Source organism: Pseudomonas sp. HN8-3 (assembly GCF_020790195.1).
Lineage (GTDB): Bacteria > Pseudomonadota > Gammaproteobacteria > Pseudomonadales > Pseudomonadaceae > Aquipseudomonas > Aquipseudomonas synxantha_A.
Genome location: NZ_CP086206.1, coordinates 3,762,738 through 3,778,694, shown reverse-complemented (window position 1 = coordinate 3,778,694; position 15,957 = coordinate 3,762,738). Strand labels below are relative to the sequence as shown.

The 15,957-nt window shown below is 59.8% G+C and carries 13 protein-coding genes; 8 read left to right on the top strand and 5 right to left on the bottom strand.

All coding sequences use genetic code 11. The annotated features are described in order from the left end of the window. The first annotated feature begins 22 nt into the window (after window positions 1–22). Together LJX92_RS16605 and LJX92_RS16600 are read left to right on the top strand one after the other, a co-directional pair. The gene (locus LJX92_RS16605) at window positions 23–871 is read left to right on the top strand and encodes an EamA family transporter (protein ID WP_148853579.1); all 849 of its coding nucleotides are present in this window, start codon (window positions 23–25) and stop codon (window positions 869–871) included. Next, entirely contained in the window at window positions 871–1,779 is a 909-nt protein-coding gene (locus LJX92_RS16600) for a LysR substrate-binding domain-containing protein (RefSeq protein WP_228308631.1), read from the top strand. The genes LJX92_RS16605 and LJX92_RS16600 overlap by 1 nt, the downstream gene beginning before the upstream one ends. Before the next feature lie 55 nt (window positions 1,780–1,834). Here the strand turns inward: LJX92_RS16600 and LJX92_RS16595 are convergent, their stop codons facing one another. The 3 genes from LJX92_RS16595 to LJX92_RS16585 form a co-directional block, all read right to left on the bottom strand. After that, window positions 1,835–3,352: an ArnT family glycosyltransferase gene (locus LJX92_RS16595; protein ID WP_078821780.1), complete on the bottom strand. Its 1,518-nt coding sequence runs from the start codon at window positions 3,350–3,352 to the stop codon at window positions 1,835–1,837. 21 nt (window positions 3,353–3,373) lie between these two features. Further along, entirely contained in the window at window positions 3,374–5,029 is a 1,656-nt protein-coding gene (gene arnT, locus LJX92_RS16590) for a lipid IV(A) 4-amino-4-deoxy-L-arabinosyltransferase (RefSeq protein WP_228308630.1), read from the bottom strand. Window positions 5,030–5,213: 184 nt separating this feature from the next. After that, a complete protein-coding gene (locus tag LJX92_RS16585; protein WP_032880405.1) occupies window positions 5,214–5,894 on the bottom strand; it encodes a histidine phosphatase family protein in 681 nt (226 codons plus the stop codon). Window positions 5,895–6,167: 273 nt separating this feature from the next. On the opposite strand from LJX92_RS16585, the gene LJX92_RS16580 reads away from it, so the two are divergent. From LJX92_RS16580 to LJX92_RS16555, 6 genes are all read left to right on the top strand, one after another. Next, window positions 6,168–6,836: an ABC transporter ATP-binding protein gene (locus LJX92_RS16580; protein ID WP_103733845.1), complete on the top strand. Its 669-nt coding sequence runs from the start codon at window positions 6,168–6,170 to the stop codon at window positions 6,834–6,836. Window position 6,837: 1 nt separating this feature from the next. Then, on the top strand, window positions 6,838–9,300 hold the full coding sequence (locus LJX92_RS16575) for an ABC transporter permease (RefSeq protein ID WP_228309916.1): 2,463 nt from the start codon (window positions 6,838–6,840) through the stop codon (window positions 9,298–9,300). After that, complete coding sequence (locus LJX92_RS16570; RefSeq protein ID WP_228308629.1) at window positions 9,290–10,357, top strand: lipocalin-like domain-containing protein; 1,068 nt, start codon at window positions 9,290–9,292, stop codon at window positions 10,355–10,357. The genes LJX92_RS16575 and LJX92_RS16570 overlap by 11 nt, the downstream gene beginning before the upstream one ends. Before the next feature lie 139 nt (window positions 10,358–10,496). Further along, window positions 10,497–11,492: a hypothetical protein gene (locus LJX92_RS16565; RefSeq protein ID WP_032880414.1), complete on the top strand. Its 996-nt coding sequence runs from the start codon at window positions 10,497–10,499 to the stop codon at window positions 11,490–11,492. Between the two features lie 2 nt (window positions 11,493–11,494). Further along, on the top strand, window positions 11,495–11,875 hold the full coding sequence (locus tag LJX92_RS16560; RefSeq protein WP_228308628.1) for a hypothetical protein: 381 nt from the start codon (window positions 11,495–11,497) through the stop codon (window positions 11,873–11,875). Window positions 11,876–12,023: 148 nt separating this feature from the next. After that, on the top strand, window positions 12,024–13,469 hold the full coding sequence (locus LJX92_RS16555) for a hypothetical protein (RefSeq protein WP_032880416.1): 1,446 nt from the start codon (window positions 12,024–12,026) through the stop codon (window positions 13,467–13,469). 5 nt (window positions 13,470–13,474) lie between these two features. Here LJX92_RS16555 and LJX92_RS16550 read toward each other — a convergent pair whose 3' ends face one another. Continuing rightward, window positions 13,475–14,176, bottom strand: coding sequence for a sterol desaturase family protein (locus LJX92_RS16550; RefSeq protein ID WP_223018448.1), 702 nt, complete (start codon window positions 14,174–14,176; stop codon window positions 13,475–13,477). 555 nt (window positions 14,177–14,731) lie between these two features. Continuing rightward, a complete protein-coding gene (locus tag LJX92_RS16545) occupies window positions 14,732–15,880 on the bottom strand; it encodes an aldose epimerase family protein (protein WP_032880420.1) in 1,149 nt (382 codons plus the stop codon). Window positions 15,881–15,957 lie beyond the last annotated feature (77 nt).

The window sequence follows — 15,957 nt, the reverse complement described above, 5'->3', positions numbered from 1 at the left end:
TTTTCAGCAAAAGCCGAGCCCCATGGACAACTCCGATATCGCGATCACCCTGGTCTTGATCTCCGCCTTTATGCACGCCACTTGGAATGCCGTAGTACGCGCCGGAAGCAGTCGCTTTATGACTTTGGCAATGGTCGATGGCACCGCATTGCTGATCTGTCTGGCAGCGCTGCCGTTGGTTCATGTGCCAAGCCTTGAGGTGTGGGGCTATGTGCTGGTTTCCGTAGTGCTCAATACGATCTATCGATTGTTTCTGATCAAGGCTTACGAGACCGGCGATTTCGGTCAGGTTTACCCGGTCATGCGTGGTGTGCCGCCGGTACTGGTTGCGCTTTTTTCCTACTTCTTACTGCATGAGCAGCTGTCGTTTCAGGCGATGGCAGGTGTGCTGATGATTTGCGTGGGGATCATCAGCCTGACATTTGTGCGCAGGATGACGGCGCACATGCTCAAGCCGATCCTGATGGCGGTGTGCGCTGGAGCGTTCATTGCGTCCTATACGGTGGTGGACGCCAAAGGCGTGCGAGCCAGTGAGACGGTGCTGCAATACATCATTTATCTGACGGTATTCCAGAGCATCCCGATCCCGTTATTGGCGTTGATCAAGGCGCGTCCGGCATTCACCCAGGCCATCCGCTGCCACTGGCGGGTAGGAATGTTGGGAGGGGTGTTTTACCTGGCGTCCTACGGCCTGGTGTTGTTTGCGTTGTCCCTGGATGCGGTAGCCAAGGTGTCCGCGTTGCGGGAAACCAGTGTTATTATCGGCACCATTATTGCCGCACTGTTTTTTCATGAACGGTTTGGCTGGCGGCGAATGCTGTCGGCATTCGTCATTGTTGGCGGGATCATCCTGATCAAAGTGAGCAACTGATGGCCCAACGTCCGCCCCCGACCCCTATGCTTCAAGCCTTCGTGAGTGCCGCGCAGACCGGCAGTTTTGCGCGTGCCGCATCCGAGTTGAACCTCACCGCCAGCGCTATCAGTCATCAAATCGCAGGTCTGGAAGAGTGGTGGGGGGTGCAGTTGTTCGAGCGCCACTCACGGGGCGTCAAACTCACGCCGGCGGCGCAGGCACTGTTGCCGGTGGCCGAAGGTTTTTTCAAAGACCTGCATGCTGTGCTGCATTCGCTCAGTCCCGGTAAACCTCAACCGCTTTACCTCGCCTGTACGTCCTCTCTGTGCTCAACCTGGCTGATTCCCAGGATGCATGGTTCTCATGCTCACGCGTCGTTCAATCTGGATTTGGTGTTGACCAGCGCGGACATGAGCAGCAGCAGCTTGAGTGCGCATCAGTATGACGTCGCCGTGGTGATGGGGTACGGCGACTATCCGGACCACCATGTCGAGCTTTTGATGCGCGATGCGGTATTTCCTGTATGTTCGCCAGCGTTTGCGCGTATACACGGCGATATTGCCCTGGCGGATATCGCCCAGTACCCATTGATTCATCGGGTGGATGATCAAGTGTGTCCAGGGTGGGAGAGCTGGTTTGCCTTCCAGGGGCTGCAAGCACCGCCCTATCACCATGGCCCACGCTTTCCTGATTCCAGTTTGGCTATCAGCCTGGCGGTAAAAGGCGGGGGAATTGCGTTGGGCAGAACTGCACTGGTACATGACGCGTTGAAGGAGGGAGCCTTGGTTGCGCTGGAAGCTCCTGTGATGATGTCGCCGGCTGCCTATTACATCATTTGCCGAGAGGGTCGTCAGTCGGAGCCGGATATCGCTCGGTTGTTTGATTGGCTCAAGGCGCAGGCTGACGAGTTTGTGTGCGAAGTTTAAATGCACCCCGTAGGGGGCTCACGCCAAGCCTTTGCAAACAGCACCTCTTCGATTCTCAGCGTGGCATCGGAACAAACGCCACGCTCCCTCCCTCACGCTTCTGAAACAAGCGCTCGCCATTATCCGATTGCGTAGTGACCACTCGATGATCCACGCCCAGAAACGCCAGCGGCATCGGGTCTTCCCTGGAATACTGCGCGATGATAATCGTGTGTTGCGGATCGAACCTTTGGCCGCTGGTCTTTTCCAGCCAGGCCATGAACGCGGCGCTGTTGCCCTGGCGGGGGTAGTCCTGGGTTTCGCTGACGTAGTAGAAGGGCCTGCCGTGGTTTTGCAGGTACATGGGCAGCTTGTTGTCGACCTCCACCAGCACCATTTGCCATTGGTCCCACGGTGCGCTTTTCACGGCTTGGGCTTGCACATCCTCGGCGAAGCGGGTCACGCCGCCGTTGCCGGTAGTCCAGGGGTAGATCACACCCAGCACCAGCAAGAGCAGGCCTGCGCTGATGCCGAAGCCTTTTTGCCAGCGCGGCCAGCTCGCCGGTTTTTTCTTTAGGCGTTCGCTCAGCCACCAGGCGGCGAGCAGTTGAGCAAAGGGCACCAGCGGCAGTACGTAGTAGCTGCGGCGGCTGCCGCTGGCGGTGAAGAACGCAAACAACAGGCCCAGGCCCCACACCAGCCAGCGCACGTTGGGTGGGGTGTGGCGCCAGTGCCGCACCGCCAGCCACAGGCCCAGTAGCCAGCAGGGGGCCCAGGGCAGGGTGTAGACCGGCAGGTAGATCAGGTAGGTGTAGATCGGGCCCATGTGATCGAAGGGATCGAAGAAACGCACCACGTTTTCCCTGAATACCAATGCCAGACCGCTCTCGCCATAAGAAGGCGCGCCGTAGCGGTGGGACAGTACGAAAGGAATCGCGTAAAACGCCGCGGCGATCAGCATGGCCAACAGCAGGCGCAGATTGAGGTGGCGTTTGTAGCGCTGCTGGCTGAGCAGGTGCGGCAGCAGCACCAGCCCAGGCAGCACAAAACCGATCAAGCCCTTGAACAGAGACGTCGCTGCCAGCAACAGGAAAAACACCGTGTAGCGCCCAAGCCTGGTGTCTTCCGGCCCACGCCAATACCACCACACGGCTGCCAGCACGCCGCACACGGTCAGCACGTCGGCCGTGGCGACCCTGGCCCAGAACAGGAAGTAGAAGGTGGTGGCGAGCATCCAGCCGGCGATCAAGCCTGTGCCTTTGCGAAACAGCCGTTCGCCGATCAGGTACACCAGCCAGATACTCAGCCACGCTGCAATCACCGATGACAGACGCAACGACCACGGGCCAAGGCCGCCCATCAAGCTGGCGAAGCCGGTGATCAGCCAGTAGGAGGGCAGGGGTTTGTCGTAATACGGCGTGCCTTTGAGATACGGGTCGAAGTAATCACCGCTTTGCAGCATCTGCAAGGCGATGTTGGCCCAGCGCGTCTCCGGCCCCCATAGGTCGCGGCTGCCCAGGCCCAGCAGCAAAAGCAAGGCCGAGACGCCCAGCAGTAAAACCAGGGCGCCGCGTTCGGTTTTCCATAGGCTCATGGGCTGTTCCTGCAAAGGCGATCAAGGTTGTTGGGGGTAAATCGTCAGTACCAGGTTGCCCTTGCGATAGCGCTTGCCGCCGGGCGGCAATTGCCCTTCTTCGCGGTGCTCGCTGGTGCTGCGGACCCGCATCAGCACGCCCACCGAACCTCGCTCGCGGGCTTCGGCCAACCAGGCTTGCACGTTGTCGAGTGTGACCTTGCGGTGCGCCGCTTCTTCGTAATGCAAGCCGTAGCGCAGCTCGCCCTCGGTGCCGTAAAACGCTACCTCTGGCTCACGCAGGCGCCATGACAATGCCGATGCCAGGCCCAGTTCGTTGCTCAGCAAAGCACGGGTTTGTTGCAGTTCGTCCAGGTGCTCAAGCACGAACTGGTCGGGCATTTCGTTATCCGCTATCAACTGCGGCATTCCCGCCGGCAGCAGGGCTACCAGCAAGCCAATGCCCAGCGCCGGCATCGCCCACAACGTCAGCGGGCGCACCGCTTGCAACAGGTTGGCGAGGATCCAGCCCAGCAGCACGATAAAAGCCAGGGACAGGCTGAACATCTCGGCGTGGCTGTTGCCGTACAGCGGGTCGGTGATTTGCAGGTAAATCAGCCCGACCATGGCCGCCATGCCGAGAACGAAATTGACCGCGCCGTTGATCACAATCGTACGTGCCTTGCCTTGCTTGATCAGGTCGATCAAGCCGTGGCCCATCAGCAGCGCCAGGGGCAGCAGGCAGGGCATGATGTAGGTCGGCAACTTGCCTTTGCTCAGGCTGAAAAAGCCCAGGGGCAGCAGCCACCACAGGGCGAGAAAGGCAATCGCCGGCTGGCGTTTTTCGTTCCAGGCCTTGCACAGTGTTGTCGGCAGCAATGCGGCCCACGGCAGACACGCCACGACCATGATCGGCAGGAAGAACCAGAACGGCCGCGCATGTTGCGCATTGTCGGAGGCGAAGCGGCGAATGTGTTCGTGCCAGAAGAAAAAGCGCCAGTAATCCGGTTCCCGCACATGGATCGCCAATGCCCACGGCAGGCAAACCAGTACCGCGACCATAATCGCCACCGGCCCGTAGCGCAGCAACTCACCGACGCGGCGCTGCCAGATCAGGTAAGGCACCGCGACCAATACCGGCAGCAGCCATGCCAGAAACCCCTTGGTCATGAACCCCATGCCGCACGCCAGCCCCAACAAGGCCCAGCAACCCAGACGCCCACCTAAGGTGGGGCTGTCGAGAGCAAACCACAGGGCGACCAGGCTCAGGTTGACCCACAAGGTAAATTGCGGATCAAGGTTGGAATACCCGGCTTGCCCGGCCACCAAGCCAAAGCTCATGTAGAGCAGGGCGCAGGCGAAGCTTTTACGTGGGTCGTTCCACAGGCGCCGCGCGATCAGGTAGGCCAGCAGCACACTCAACGCCGTGGCCAGGACCGAGGCAATACGCACGCCGAACAGGTTTTCGCCAAACACCGCCTGGCCCAGGGCAATCAGCCAATAGCCCGCGGCGGGCTTTTCGAAATAACGCACGCCCATAAAGTGCGGCGCTACCCAGTTGCCGCTCATCAGCATTTCCTGGCTGACCTGGGCATAACGGGTTTCATCCGGAATCCACAGGCCGTGAAAGCCCAGGGGCAGCAAGAAAAAAACGGCAAAGCCCAGGATTAACCAGAGCAGAGGGTTCAGGCGGGTCATGAGCACGTCGCTCCATGACGTTCAAACAGGTGCAAGAAGAGTATTGAATTAATCGGGCCGAGCATCGTGATGTTCACTGAATCAATGAGGGGGGGAACCTAACTAAGAGGCGCAACTGAACATGCCAGAACAGGGCTGTCGTTTTGCTGAACGTAATAGCTGCTGGATATGTAAATAAGTGTAATTAAAGTTGTTTAAGTACTGCGGCCCATTGCTGGATTCTCAGAGTGCCCATTGCCTCAAGTTTGCCGTTGGGCAATACCTTGACGAACAGTGCACTGCCATATTCGGCCGCTGCGGCATGGGGAAAGCCCAGGCTCGTCTGGAAGTCGCTCATGCAGGCGCTGTGGGTGATCAACATCAGGTTGCGACTCGGCTGTTTATGGCTGAGGATTTCCTCCGCCATGGCATCCCCGCAAATGGCGAGCGGGCCCGGGGACAGCTCGGTCTTGCCGAACATGAACAGCGAGGTTTGGGCAGTGCGCGTGGTCGGGCTGCTCAGCACGTCGGTGGCCTCCATGCCCAATGAATCAAAGGCTTTGCCCAGTTCGGTCGCGCGTTGCGTGCCCTGGATCGTGAGGCCGCTGGCAGGGCCGAAACAAGGATTTTTCGAGCGGTCGCAGCGTTCTTCATGACGCACCAGAACCACCAGGTCGCCCTGGCGCCAACTGGCGAGCACCCCGGAGGTGACCAGGCGATTGCCGACACCCAGGTCAAGCGGGGAAGAGGGCCACAATAGAAAACCTGTGAGCAGCAGGCCGATGACGCTGATGCCCAGCACAGGCAGACGGTATTTTTTCAGGCGCTTCAACCTTGCCCATTTGGGTTTTGGATTGGCCAGGATCATGTCTGCCACGCTATTCACCCTCGGCCCTTTAGTTGTGCTTATAACCAGTGAAGTTAATGGGCGATCGCCCGTTGTGGAGCAGCAGCCTGTCACAGTGCTGCTGTCTTTTTGCTGAACATCCGCGTCGTAAAAAGTGTGAATATTAGTAACTAACAAGTTGCGAGTTATCACCGCTGGGAGCGCACTTTAAAGTGTCGAGGATGGGCAGGCGGTGAAATCCATGTGAAAAATTTGCGTGGGCATGTCCCTCAGCCGTTATTCTCGTTGGCAGTCCTTCAAATGAGCGTTCCTATGTTGCAGGTACAAGGGGTTATCAAACACTACGCCACTCCCCAAGGTCCGCTGGCCGTGCTGGACGGTGTCGACCTGTACCTGGGGGCGCGCAGCAGTCTGGCGCTGATGGGCGAGTCGGGCAGTGGCAAAAGCACCTTGCTGCACCTAGTGGCCGGCCTGGATCGGGTCGACGGCGGCAGCATCCGCATTGGCGAGCAGCGCTTGGACCAGCTCAACGAAGGGCAACTGGCCCATTGGCGCCGTACCGAAATCGGCCTGGTGTTCCAGCAGTTCAACCTGATCGGCAGCTTGCGTGTGGAGGACAACCTGGCATTCCAGGCGCGCCTGGCGGGGCGCTTCGATCCGCATTGGCAGGCGCAGTTGGTGGAACGTCTGGGGCTGGGCGATTTGCTCAAGCGTTATCCAGAGCAACTGTCCGGCGGTCAGCAGCAGCGGGTGGCGGTAGGGAGGGCGCTGGCCTCGCGTCCGGGTTTGCTGTTGGCCGATGAGCCCACCGGCAACCTCGACGAAACCACCAGCGATGAGGTGCTGCAGTTGCTGTTGGATCTGCTGCAGGACAGCCCTACCAGCCTGTTGATGGTTACCCACAGCCCACGCCTGGCCGCACGCCTGGACCAGCAGGTGCTGCTGCACCATGGCCGTGTCGTACCGATGGACGCGCGCTGAGATGGCGGTGTTCTGCTGGGCGTTGCGTGCGTTGTTGAGCCACTGGCGCCGTCACCCGGTGCAATTTTTCAGCGTGCTGACCGGCCTGTGGCTGGCTACCGCATTATTGACGGGCGTGCAGGCGCTCAACAGCCAGGCACGGGACGGCTATGCGCGCGCCAGCCAATTGATCGGCGGCGAACCGCAGGCCAGCTTGAGCGCACCGGACGGCGCCGCCTTCCCCCAAGCGTTGTTTGCGCAATTGCGCCGCGCCGGGTGGCCGGTGTCACCGGTGGTGCAGGGGCGGGTGGTACTCAAGGGGCATGAGGAGCAGCGGCTGCAATTGATGGGGATTGAGCCGGTATCGTTACCTGGCAGCGGCAGCGTGGCCGGGCAGCGCTTGAGCCAGGCACAGATGCTGGCGTTTTTCCAGGCGCCGGGGCGTACCTGGGTTGCCGCGCAAACCTTGGAGGCGCTCGGTTTGCACGCGGGCGAACAACCGCTGACGGCCAGCGGGCAGCGCTTGCCGCCGTTGCAGGTTCAGCCGGACATGGCCCCCGGTATGCTGCTTACCGATATCGGTTTTGCCCAACCCGTGCTAAACATGCAGGGGCGGCTGTCGCGCTTGCTGCTGGACAACGCCTTCGCCGCCCGCCATCCCCAAGCGCCCGTCGGGTTGCAACTCAAGCAGGGCGAGGACAACAACCTCTCACGTCTCACCGAAAGCTTTCATCTGAACCTCGACGCCTTGGGCTTTTTGTCCTTCGTGGTCGGGTTGTTTATCGTGCACGCAGCCATCGGCCTGGCCCTGGAACAACGGCGGGGTCTGTTGCGCACTTTGCGTGCCTGCGGGGTCAGTGCGCGAATGCTGATCCTGAGCCTGGGGGTCGAACTGGGCGTTCTGGCATTGCTGGGCGGTGTACTCGGGGTCGCCAGCGGTTACCTGCTGGCCAGCCTGTTGCTGCCGGACGTCGCCGCCAGCTTGCGCGGCCTGTACGGGGCCGAAGTGGCAGGTCAACTGAGCATGAGCCCGGGGTGGTGGCTTGCAGGGCTGGGCTTGAGCCTGCTCGGCGCCTTGCTCGCAGGGGCCAGCAGCCTGTGGCGTGCGGCGCGTTTGCCGTTGCTGGCGCTGGCCAATGCACAAGCCTGGCATGAGGCCCACGGGCGCTGGTTGCGGCGCCAGGGTTGGGTGGCGGTTGCGGCGCTGCTCATTGCACTGCTGGCCCTGGAGTTGGGCAACAGCCTGGCCGCCGGATTCGTGCTGATGGCGGCCTTGCTGCTGGGCGCTGCACTGGGTTTGCCGGTGTTGCTCAATGCGCTGTTGAACGGCGTGCTGGGGCGCAGTCGTTCGGTACTGGGCCAGTGGTTCCTCGCCGACTGTCGCCAGCAACTGCCAGCCTTGAGCCTGGCACTCATGGCGCTGTTGCTGGCCCTGGCGGCCAATATTGGCGCAGGCTCCATGACCTCGGGTTTTCGCCAGACCTTCAACCACTGGCTGGAACAACGCCTGACCGCCGAGCTTTACCTCAACCCGCAAAATCCGGCTCAGGCGCAGCAACTGCACACATGGTTGGCACAGCAGCCGTTGGTGCAGGCGGTGCTGCCCAGCTGGCAGGTCGCGGTGCAGTTGCAAGGCTGGCCGGCGGAGCTGTTTGGTGTGGTCGACAACCCCACCTATCGTCAGCACTGGCCGTTGCTGGAGGCGACGAGCACACCCTGGGACCGCTTGCTGCAAGACGATAGCGTGATGCTCAGCGAGCAGTTGGCGCGGCGCTTGAACGTGCGCCTGGGCGACAGGGTTCAAGTCCCCACCCCGCAGGGCACATGGGCACCGGAAATCGTCGGAATCTACGCCGACTATGGCAATCCCAAGGGCCATCTGCTGGTCAACGCCAAGCACCTGTTGGCTCATTGGCCGACGCTGTCACCGGTGCGATTCAACCTGCGCGTGGCGCCCCAGGATGTGCAGCCGCTGGTGGGTGAAGTGCAGCGCGAGTTTGCCCTGGAAGACAGCCGTATCGTCGATCAACAACAACTCAAGGGGTGGTCCAGCCAGGTTTTCGAACGCACCTTCGCCGCCACTGCTGCGTTGAACAGTCTGACCCTGGGTGTGGCGGGCGTGGCATTGTTCATCAGCCTGCTGACCCAGAGCCAGAGTCGCCTCGGGCAACTTGCGCCGTTGTGGGCGCTGGGGGTGACACGCCGCCAACTGATGCTGCTCAACCTTGGCCAGACCTGGCTGCTGGCGGTACTGACGCTGGTCCTTGCGTTGCCGTTGGGGCTGTTGCTGGCGTGGTGCCTGGATGCGGTGATCAACGTCCAGGCGTTCGGCTGGCGCCTGCCGTTGCAGGTATTCCCCGGGCAGCTTGCACAGTTGATGGGGCTGGCGTTGCTTGCGACATTGCTAGCCTCGGCCTGGCCGCTATGGCAGCTCTACCGCAGCCGCCCGGCGGATTTGTTGAGGACCTTTGCAAATGAAGATTAAAGCGTTGGGGTGGGGGGTGTTGCTGCTGCTGTTGAGTGCCTGTGACAAGCCGCCTGCACCCGAGGAAAGCTTCGCCGGGCTGGGCAGCGATGCGGCGGAGTTTGCCCAAGTGGCCCCTGGTAAAGTCTTCAGCTTCCCCGAAGATCACGGCCCGCACCCAGGCTTTCGCATCGAATGGTGGTACGTCACCGCCAACCTCAAGGATGCCCAGGGCAATGTGTTCGGCGTGCAATGGACCTTGTTTCGCAACGCCGTGAATGCCGGGCCGATGCAGCAAGGCTGGCGCGACTCCACCATCTGGCTCGGCCACGCCGCCGTCACCAGCGCCACCCACCACTACGCCGCCGAACGCTTCGCCCGTGGTGGTGTCGGCCAGGCCGGAGCGCAAGCGTTGCCGTTCAACGCCTGGATCGACGACTGGAACTTCGCCACCCGCCCAGGCGCCACTAGCGCTCTGGCCGATATGCAACTCAAGGCCAGTGGCGGGCAATTCGCCTACGACCTGCAACTGACCTCCAGCCGCCCGTTGGTGCTGCAAGGCGACAACGGCTACAGCCGCAAATCCGACCAGGGCCAGGCGTCGTACTACTACAGCCAGCCGTTTTTCGCCGCCACCGGCAGCATCAGTATCGACGGCCAGACGTACGAAGTCAGCGGCTCGGCCTGGCTCGACCGCGAATGGAGCAGCCAACCCCTGGCCGCCAGCCAGACCGGCTGGGACTGGTTCTCCCTGCACCTGGACCGGGGCGCGCAACTGATGCTCTTTCGCGTGCGAGACAAAGACGGCGGCGGGTACCTCACCGGAACCTGGATCGACGCCCAGGGCCGCACCGAGACCCTGCACAACGCAGATATTCAACTGGCGCCGCTGACCAGAACCGAGATTGACGGGCGCAGCATTCCCACGCGCTGGTCGCTGAAGATCCCCGGCAAACACCTGGACATCACCACCGAGGCGGTCAATCCGAAAGCGTGGATGAACCTGGGGATTCCCTACTGGGAAGGGCCGGTGAAGTTCGAGGGTGGGGTGGGGTATTTGGAGATGACGGGGTATTAGGGCGTCTTCCGTAGGCGCTTATCTTTTGCTGTGTAGGCAACTTCCCAAACGTATTGTTTGACCCCCGCCTGCTTGTGTCCGGGCTGTAGGCGCTTGCTTATATTTCGATGCCATCTTCATGGCATTCGAGATGTAAGGCATGGCGCAGGCATACCTCAACGACCGCACCACGGACTACCTCAGTTTGAAGTCCAGGCTAATGGGTGGGGCGTTGAATCGGCAGCGCTCTGATCATTTCGATGTGTTGAATCGGCACCTGCGCCATAAGCTGGTGACGCCAGGACAGTTGGTGATTATTCCTGATAATTACAGCGTAACTTGCAGTGCCGAAGAAGCCTGGTTGATGCGCTATGCCGAGGAAATTCACCGAGGACTGGCACTGGATGCGTCGGCTGGGCCAGCAGTGATCAATGACTATGACCTGCTGCAGAGCCTGTTGGGGTATGGCTCGATAGGCGTGGGGGGTGCGACATCTGCGTGGGGGCGACATCTGGATGAGGTGGTGCTTACGCTCGAGTCGATTGAACAGTTACATCAGCGGTTGAAAGGGGGTGGCTTGGACCGGGTTGAGTTTGTTCGACAACGGCAGATGCTGTTCGGGAACCTGGATAGGCAACTGCAAGGTGCAGCGCGGTTTGGGACAGGGCTGAGGGGGAATCAGTCATTGAAAAAGGTGCTTGGCGTTTCAACCAAGAGCTACCTGCATAAAGGCGAAATAGCAGGGTATGCACAGCGGATCGGGGCAGTTGCGCAGGCTTCGAAATGGCTGGGGAATGGGACTTATGTGGGGCTGGCGATGGATGTAGGCGTGGCGGGTTTGGAAATCAGGGAGGCGTGTGTGGTGGGAAGGGAGGTGCAGTGCAAAAGAGCGAAATATGTGGAGACGGGGAGGTTGATGGCTGGAGTATTAGGCGCTGCTCTTGTGGGCAAGCCTGCTGCAAATATTGCTCGCAGTGCATGCCGGATTGCATTAGGTATTTCACTGAAAGGCAACGGTGAACTGGCGTGTGGAATTATCGGAGGGGCTGTTGGCGGGTCTGCGGGAGGCTCTTTTTTTGGTGAGGGTGGTGCGTTTGTAGGCGGAAGAGTCATGGAAATCGACGGCGATCTGATATTCCAACCCGAGGGGACATAACGATGTCCCCTTTTCTTGTATATACCATTGTGTGGCTCGCTGGGTCGGGTGTCGTCTTGGGACTGATAGTGTTTGCTGAATACGCAAAGCTGGATGAGCTGGAAAGTTACTTCAGTGAGAACGAGAAGGTTCGTCTACATAAGCGTTTCTGGAAAAGAAATCGGATGATCGACAGGTATCATCGCATGAGCCTGATGGTCGATATCCTGTCAGGGCCTAAGGCTTATCTCAAAGCTAGCCTTGTGACCGAAGCTGAGCTGGCATCTGTTCCCTTGACGCTGAGGCGCTGGGCTTTGTGGCCGTATCGCCTCGCGAGTATTTGTATCATCCAAATGGTTGTATGGGAGGTTTGGCGCAGGTGGTGCGATATCCCAATTCCATAGAAGGAGGGCTCACTCGCGTAACAAGCCAGGAGCACATATTTTGTTAAAATACTGTACATAAATACAGTATTGTCCTACAGTCCATCCCAGGTGACCGGATGTCACCGGTCACCTGAGCTTCAATTTTTTAACTATGGATGGATAAAAAATGAAATCGAAAAAAGCCCTTATGCTAGGCGCGGCCATGATGGCCTCCTGCTTTGTTTCGGCCTTTGCCCTGGCCGAGCAAACCCCTCCCAAGCTCAGTGCGCAGACGGTCAAGCAGGCCGTGGACAAAGCGTTGAAACAAGGTGGCACAGTAGAGAAGGCCATTGTCTCGGACGCACTCAAGCAAAAGCTCGATGCAGCCAAGGCCGGCAAGCCCAAGGTGTCAGCCGGCAAGGCAATTGCCAGTAATGCGGTGGTTGATGCCAAGGTAGGCGAGTTGGTAAAGCCCGATCAGGCGAAACTCAAGGAAGCGGCGGTTGCTGCCTTCACTCCGCTGTTTCCAACTCTGGATATCAACACCCTTTACACGCTGACCGGGGTGGAGACCGGCGCGCAGATCGCCTACCACTTCAACCTGCCGAAGAATGCGCGAATTCAGGTGCAGTTGTTGAACCAGAGTGTCGGCACCGACATGTCGCTGACCCTGTTCCACGATGACGGGCAGGGTAATCTGACCCCGTTGGGCACGTCTGATAACGCCGGCAATGCCGATGAGTACCTCAACGGTGTATTGCCGGCCGGTGACTACTACTGGTTCATGGTGGCCAATGCCGCAAGCAACTCGCAGTTCAGCTTCGGCGTGGCGGTAGACAGTAACATTGATGCCTACGAGCCCAACGATACCGAGCAAACCGCATTTGCCCTGCCGGATGCGCTGAATCAGGTGACCGGTAACCTCGACAGCGTCAATGATGTGGATTACTTCTCCTTCACGTCGCTGCGTGGCCAGGGTGTCGGCATGTTCCTGGGTGATGATGGTGCGGGTACGCGCAACCAGTGGATCTTCGAGCGTTTCGACGGTAATAACTGGGTAGTGATTCAGCCGGATTCCACCTCCACCTATCCGAACCTGACGCCGGGCTACACGGTCAAGGTACGTGTGCGGGCGAACCCGGCGGTGGCGTTGAACCCTCAGGCGCAGTACAAGTTGACCCTGGGTTCGGCGCCTCGCTTGAACCAGCACAACGTGAACGGCGATAACGTAGTGCGCATTCCCAGCTCGATCTTCCAGCTGGCCACCCAGGCAGCCCGCAATCTGAGCTGGAGCACCCAATGGTCGGACAGCACCGGTGAGCCATTGCGCGGGGTCACCCCAGTGCTGCGGGTCGACAAGCACTTTGGTGCAACTTACAACTGGGTGAACTATGAGGCCAAGACCGGCATCACGGGTGCAGCTTCGGGCAATGTCGCCTTGGGCACTTGCTCCGGCGACTATAAAGTGCGGTACCCGGACAGCGCGTCGGGCCAGACCTACAACTGGGAAACCTGGTTCAACGAAGGTGGCTGGCGCATCGAGCTCAAGGAGTTTCCGGGTGTGGGCGTAGGCGGCAATATCACCCAATACGTCAGCCTGGGCCACATTTGCAGCCAGACCATCGTGCGCTGATTGATCTAGGAATGTGAAGCAGGGGGCAGTCCATCTGGGCTGCTCCCTTTTTTTGTGGCCGGCTCCCAATGCAGCGTGCCAAACAGGTAATCCATCAACGGCAGCACGATATTGAAATTGCGCCCCTGCATCAGCTCGCGACGGTGATGCAGGGCGTGCAGGCGATGCATTTGGCGAATCCACGGCAGGCGCGCCACCGGGTGTTCAGCGGGCAAGTGTTCGCAGGCGTGGAACACCTCGTAGAGCAGGTAGCCGAGGATCATGCACCCGGCAAACAACCCCGCCACGTTGGGGTTCAGTTGCTTGAGCAGCCACCAGCCGGGAAGGGTGATGGCCAGGCTGTGCAGTACGATCAGCCAGGCGGGGAACAGGATGACGCGCCAGTCACGCGGGCTGTCGTAGGTCATGTGGCCGGGCGTGAAGAAACTGTGGTGATCGCCGGTGTGGCGCGCGTAGAACAGCCGGGCGAATGAGTGTTTGTGATGGCCGAGATGACGGTGCACGAGGTAGATGCACAGGTTGAAGAACACCAGCGTCAAGGGCACCGTCAGCCACTGCAGGGCGGTGATCTGTGCGGTGGAGGACCAGGCCAGGGTGATACAGGTGATGCCGTAGCCGAGGACGAACGCGGCGTGTAGCCAGGGGTTGTAATGGCGACTCACGTTGGCGCGGTAGCGGCTGCGGAACGTTTCGGTGAGATGGGGCATGGCGGGCTGCTCGCTGTTTTTGTTCGAGATTGAGCTTAGTGGGTGGGGAGGAATGTGCGAGCTTTTACTGGGGGCATGGGTATTTACACAACTTTGGCGTTACGCCGGACCTGTGGGAGGGGGCTTGCTCCCGATGGCGGCCTCGGGGCCGACCAGGATGCTGGATCAGACCGAGTACATATCCGTTATTTGGGTAACGGCTGATATTGGTTCCGCTTTTACAGCGGGTCACTTTGGAAAAAAGAGCCCCAAAGTAACCAAAGGGCTCTTGCCCCACCACTCGGCACCTCGCCCAGGCTCGGTGTGCCCGTAATCCGCCATGGATTTGGGGGGCCGCCGCCACGCGCCATCCATGGCGCGGGGCGGCTAAACCGGCATCCCTGCCGGTTTACCCCCCAAATCCCTGTCGAATTCCGGCCAGCGTGGTTTAACGGGGCGCCTGAGATCAAAAGCAGATCAAGATCAAGAGCGGCTCGCTTCGCATCGTGGTTACCGTCGGTTGCTATCAAGTTGTGCAGATACCTATGCTCATCGGGGTGTAGCCCTCCCACAGTTTTAATCGGCGGTGAACTTGAAAATGGTGTTCTGGATATAGGTTTGCCCTGGATTCAAGCGAGTTGAGGCAAAGCCGGGTTGGTTAGGCGCATCCGGAAAATGCTGGGTCTCCAGGGTGAACCCGCTCCAGTGCTGGTACGTCTTGCCACCTTTGCCCTTCACCGAACCATCCAGGAAGTTGCTGGTGTAGAACTGCACCCCAGGCTCACTGGTGTAAAGCTGCAAGCGCCGCCCCGACTCAGGGTCATGCACCTGGGCAGCAAGCTGCTTCACATCACCTTTGGTATCCAAGGCCCAGTTAAAGTCGAACCCGCCTTGTTTCGGCTCGGCAAATTTGAGCTGCGGATGGTCCGCCTTGATGTGCTGGCCAATAGGCGTGGGCTTGAGGAAGTCCATCGGTGTGCCCTTGACCGGAGCCAGCTCACCGGTGGGGATCAAGGTGGCATTCACCGGCGTGTAGTGGCTGGCGTGCAAGGTGGCGACCTGCTTGAGAATGTCGCCGTTACCCGCGCCGGCGAGGTTGAAGTAGCTGTGATTGGTGAGGTTGAGTACCGTCGGTTTGTCGGTGGTGGCCTTGTAGTCGATGTGCAGTTCGTTCTTGTCGTTGAGGCGGTAAGTGACTTCGGTCTTCAGGTTGCCGGGGAAACCCATTTCACCGTCCTTGGACAGGTAGGTGAGGGTGACGCCCACCGAATCCTTGTCCTTGACGGGCTCGGCGTGCCACACCTGTTTGTCGAAGCCCTGGGCGCCGCCATGCAGCGAGTTGGGGCCGTCGTTGAGCGGCACCTGGTAGCGTTTGCCGTCGAGTTCAAAGGCACCGCCGGCCAGGCGGTTGCCGAAGCGGCCAATGGTTGCGCCGAAAAATGCAGTACCGCCTTGATAGCCTTGCACGTCATCGAAACCCAGCACTACGTCGTCGAGCTTGCCGTTTTTGTCAGGCACCTTCAGCGACTGCAATACACCGCCGTAGGTAATTACCGTGGCTTGCATGCCATGGCTGTTGCGCAACACGTACTGTTCGACGGCGGTGCCGTCATTGGTTTTACCGAAAGGCTTGTGCTCGCTGGTAAGGCCGGCGGCGTGAGCGCCGCCGCTGGCGATCAGCATGGACAGCGCCAGACCGGACAACAGGTATCGAGGGTGCTTCATGTCGAACTTCCTTTTGTTGTTTTTGGGTTGAATAGTTCTACTAATGTGAGATATTTCACCGGTTATCCAGCAGATTT

What these genes read in the sequence shown, in the direction of transcription:
- arnT (WP_228308630.1), bottom strand. Translation starts at nt 5,029, where the DNA reads ATGACCCGCCTGAACCCTCTGCTCTGGTTAATCCTGGGCTTTGCCGTT.
- LJX92_RS16595 (WP_078821780.1), bottom strand. Translation starts at nt 3,352, where the DNA reads ATGAGCCTATGGAAAACCGAACGCGGCGCCCTGGTTTTACTGCTGGGC.
- LJX92_RS16560 (WP_228308628.1), top strand. Translation starts at nt 11,495, where the DNA reads ATGTCCCCTTTTCTTGTATATACCATTGTGTGGCTCGCTGGGTCGGGT.
- LJX92_RS16555 (WP_032880416.1), top strand. Translation starts at nt 12,024, where the DNA reads ATGAAATCGAAAAAAGCCCTTATGCTAGGCGCGGCCATGATGGCCTCC.
- LJX92_RS16570 (WP_228308629.1), top strand. Translation starts at nt 9,290, where the DNA reads ATGAAGATTAAAGCGTTGGGGTGGGGGGTGTTGCTGCTGCTGTTGAGT.
- LJX92_RS16600 (WP_228308631.1), top strand. Translation starts at nt 871, where the DNA reads ATGGCCCAACGTCCGCCCCCGACCCCTATGCTTCAAGCCTTCGTGAGT.
- LJX92_RS16565 (WP_032880414.1), top strand. Translation starts at nt 10,497, where the DNA reads ATGGCGCAGGCATACCTCAACGACCGCACCACGGACTACCTCAGTTTG.
- LJX92_RS16550 (WP_223018448.1), bottom strand. Translation starts at nt 14,176, where the DNA reads ATGCCCCATCTCACCGAAACGTTCCGCAGCCGCTACCGCGCCAACGTG.
- LJX92_RS16605 (WP_148853579.1), top strand. Translation starts at nt 23, where the DNA reads ATGGACAACTCCGATATCGCGATCACCCTGGTCTTGATCTCCGCCTTT.
- LJX92_RS16580 (WP_103733845.1), top strand. Translation starts at nt 6,168, where the DNA reads ATGTTGCAGGTACAAGGGGTTATCAAACACTACGCCACTCCCCAAGGT.
- LJX92_RS16575 (WP_228309916.1), top strand. Translation starts at nt 6,838, where the DNA reads ATGGCGGTGTTCTGCTGGGCGTTGCGTGCGTTGTTGAGCCACTGGCGC.
- LJX92_RS16545 (WP_032880420.1), bottom strand. Translation starts at nt 15,880, where the DNA reads ATGAAGCACCCTCGATACCTGTTGTCCGGTCTGGCGCTGTCCATGCTG.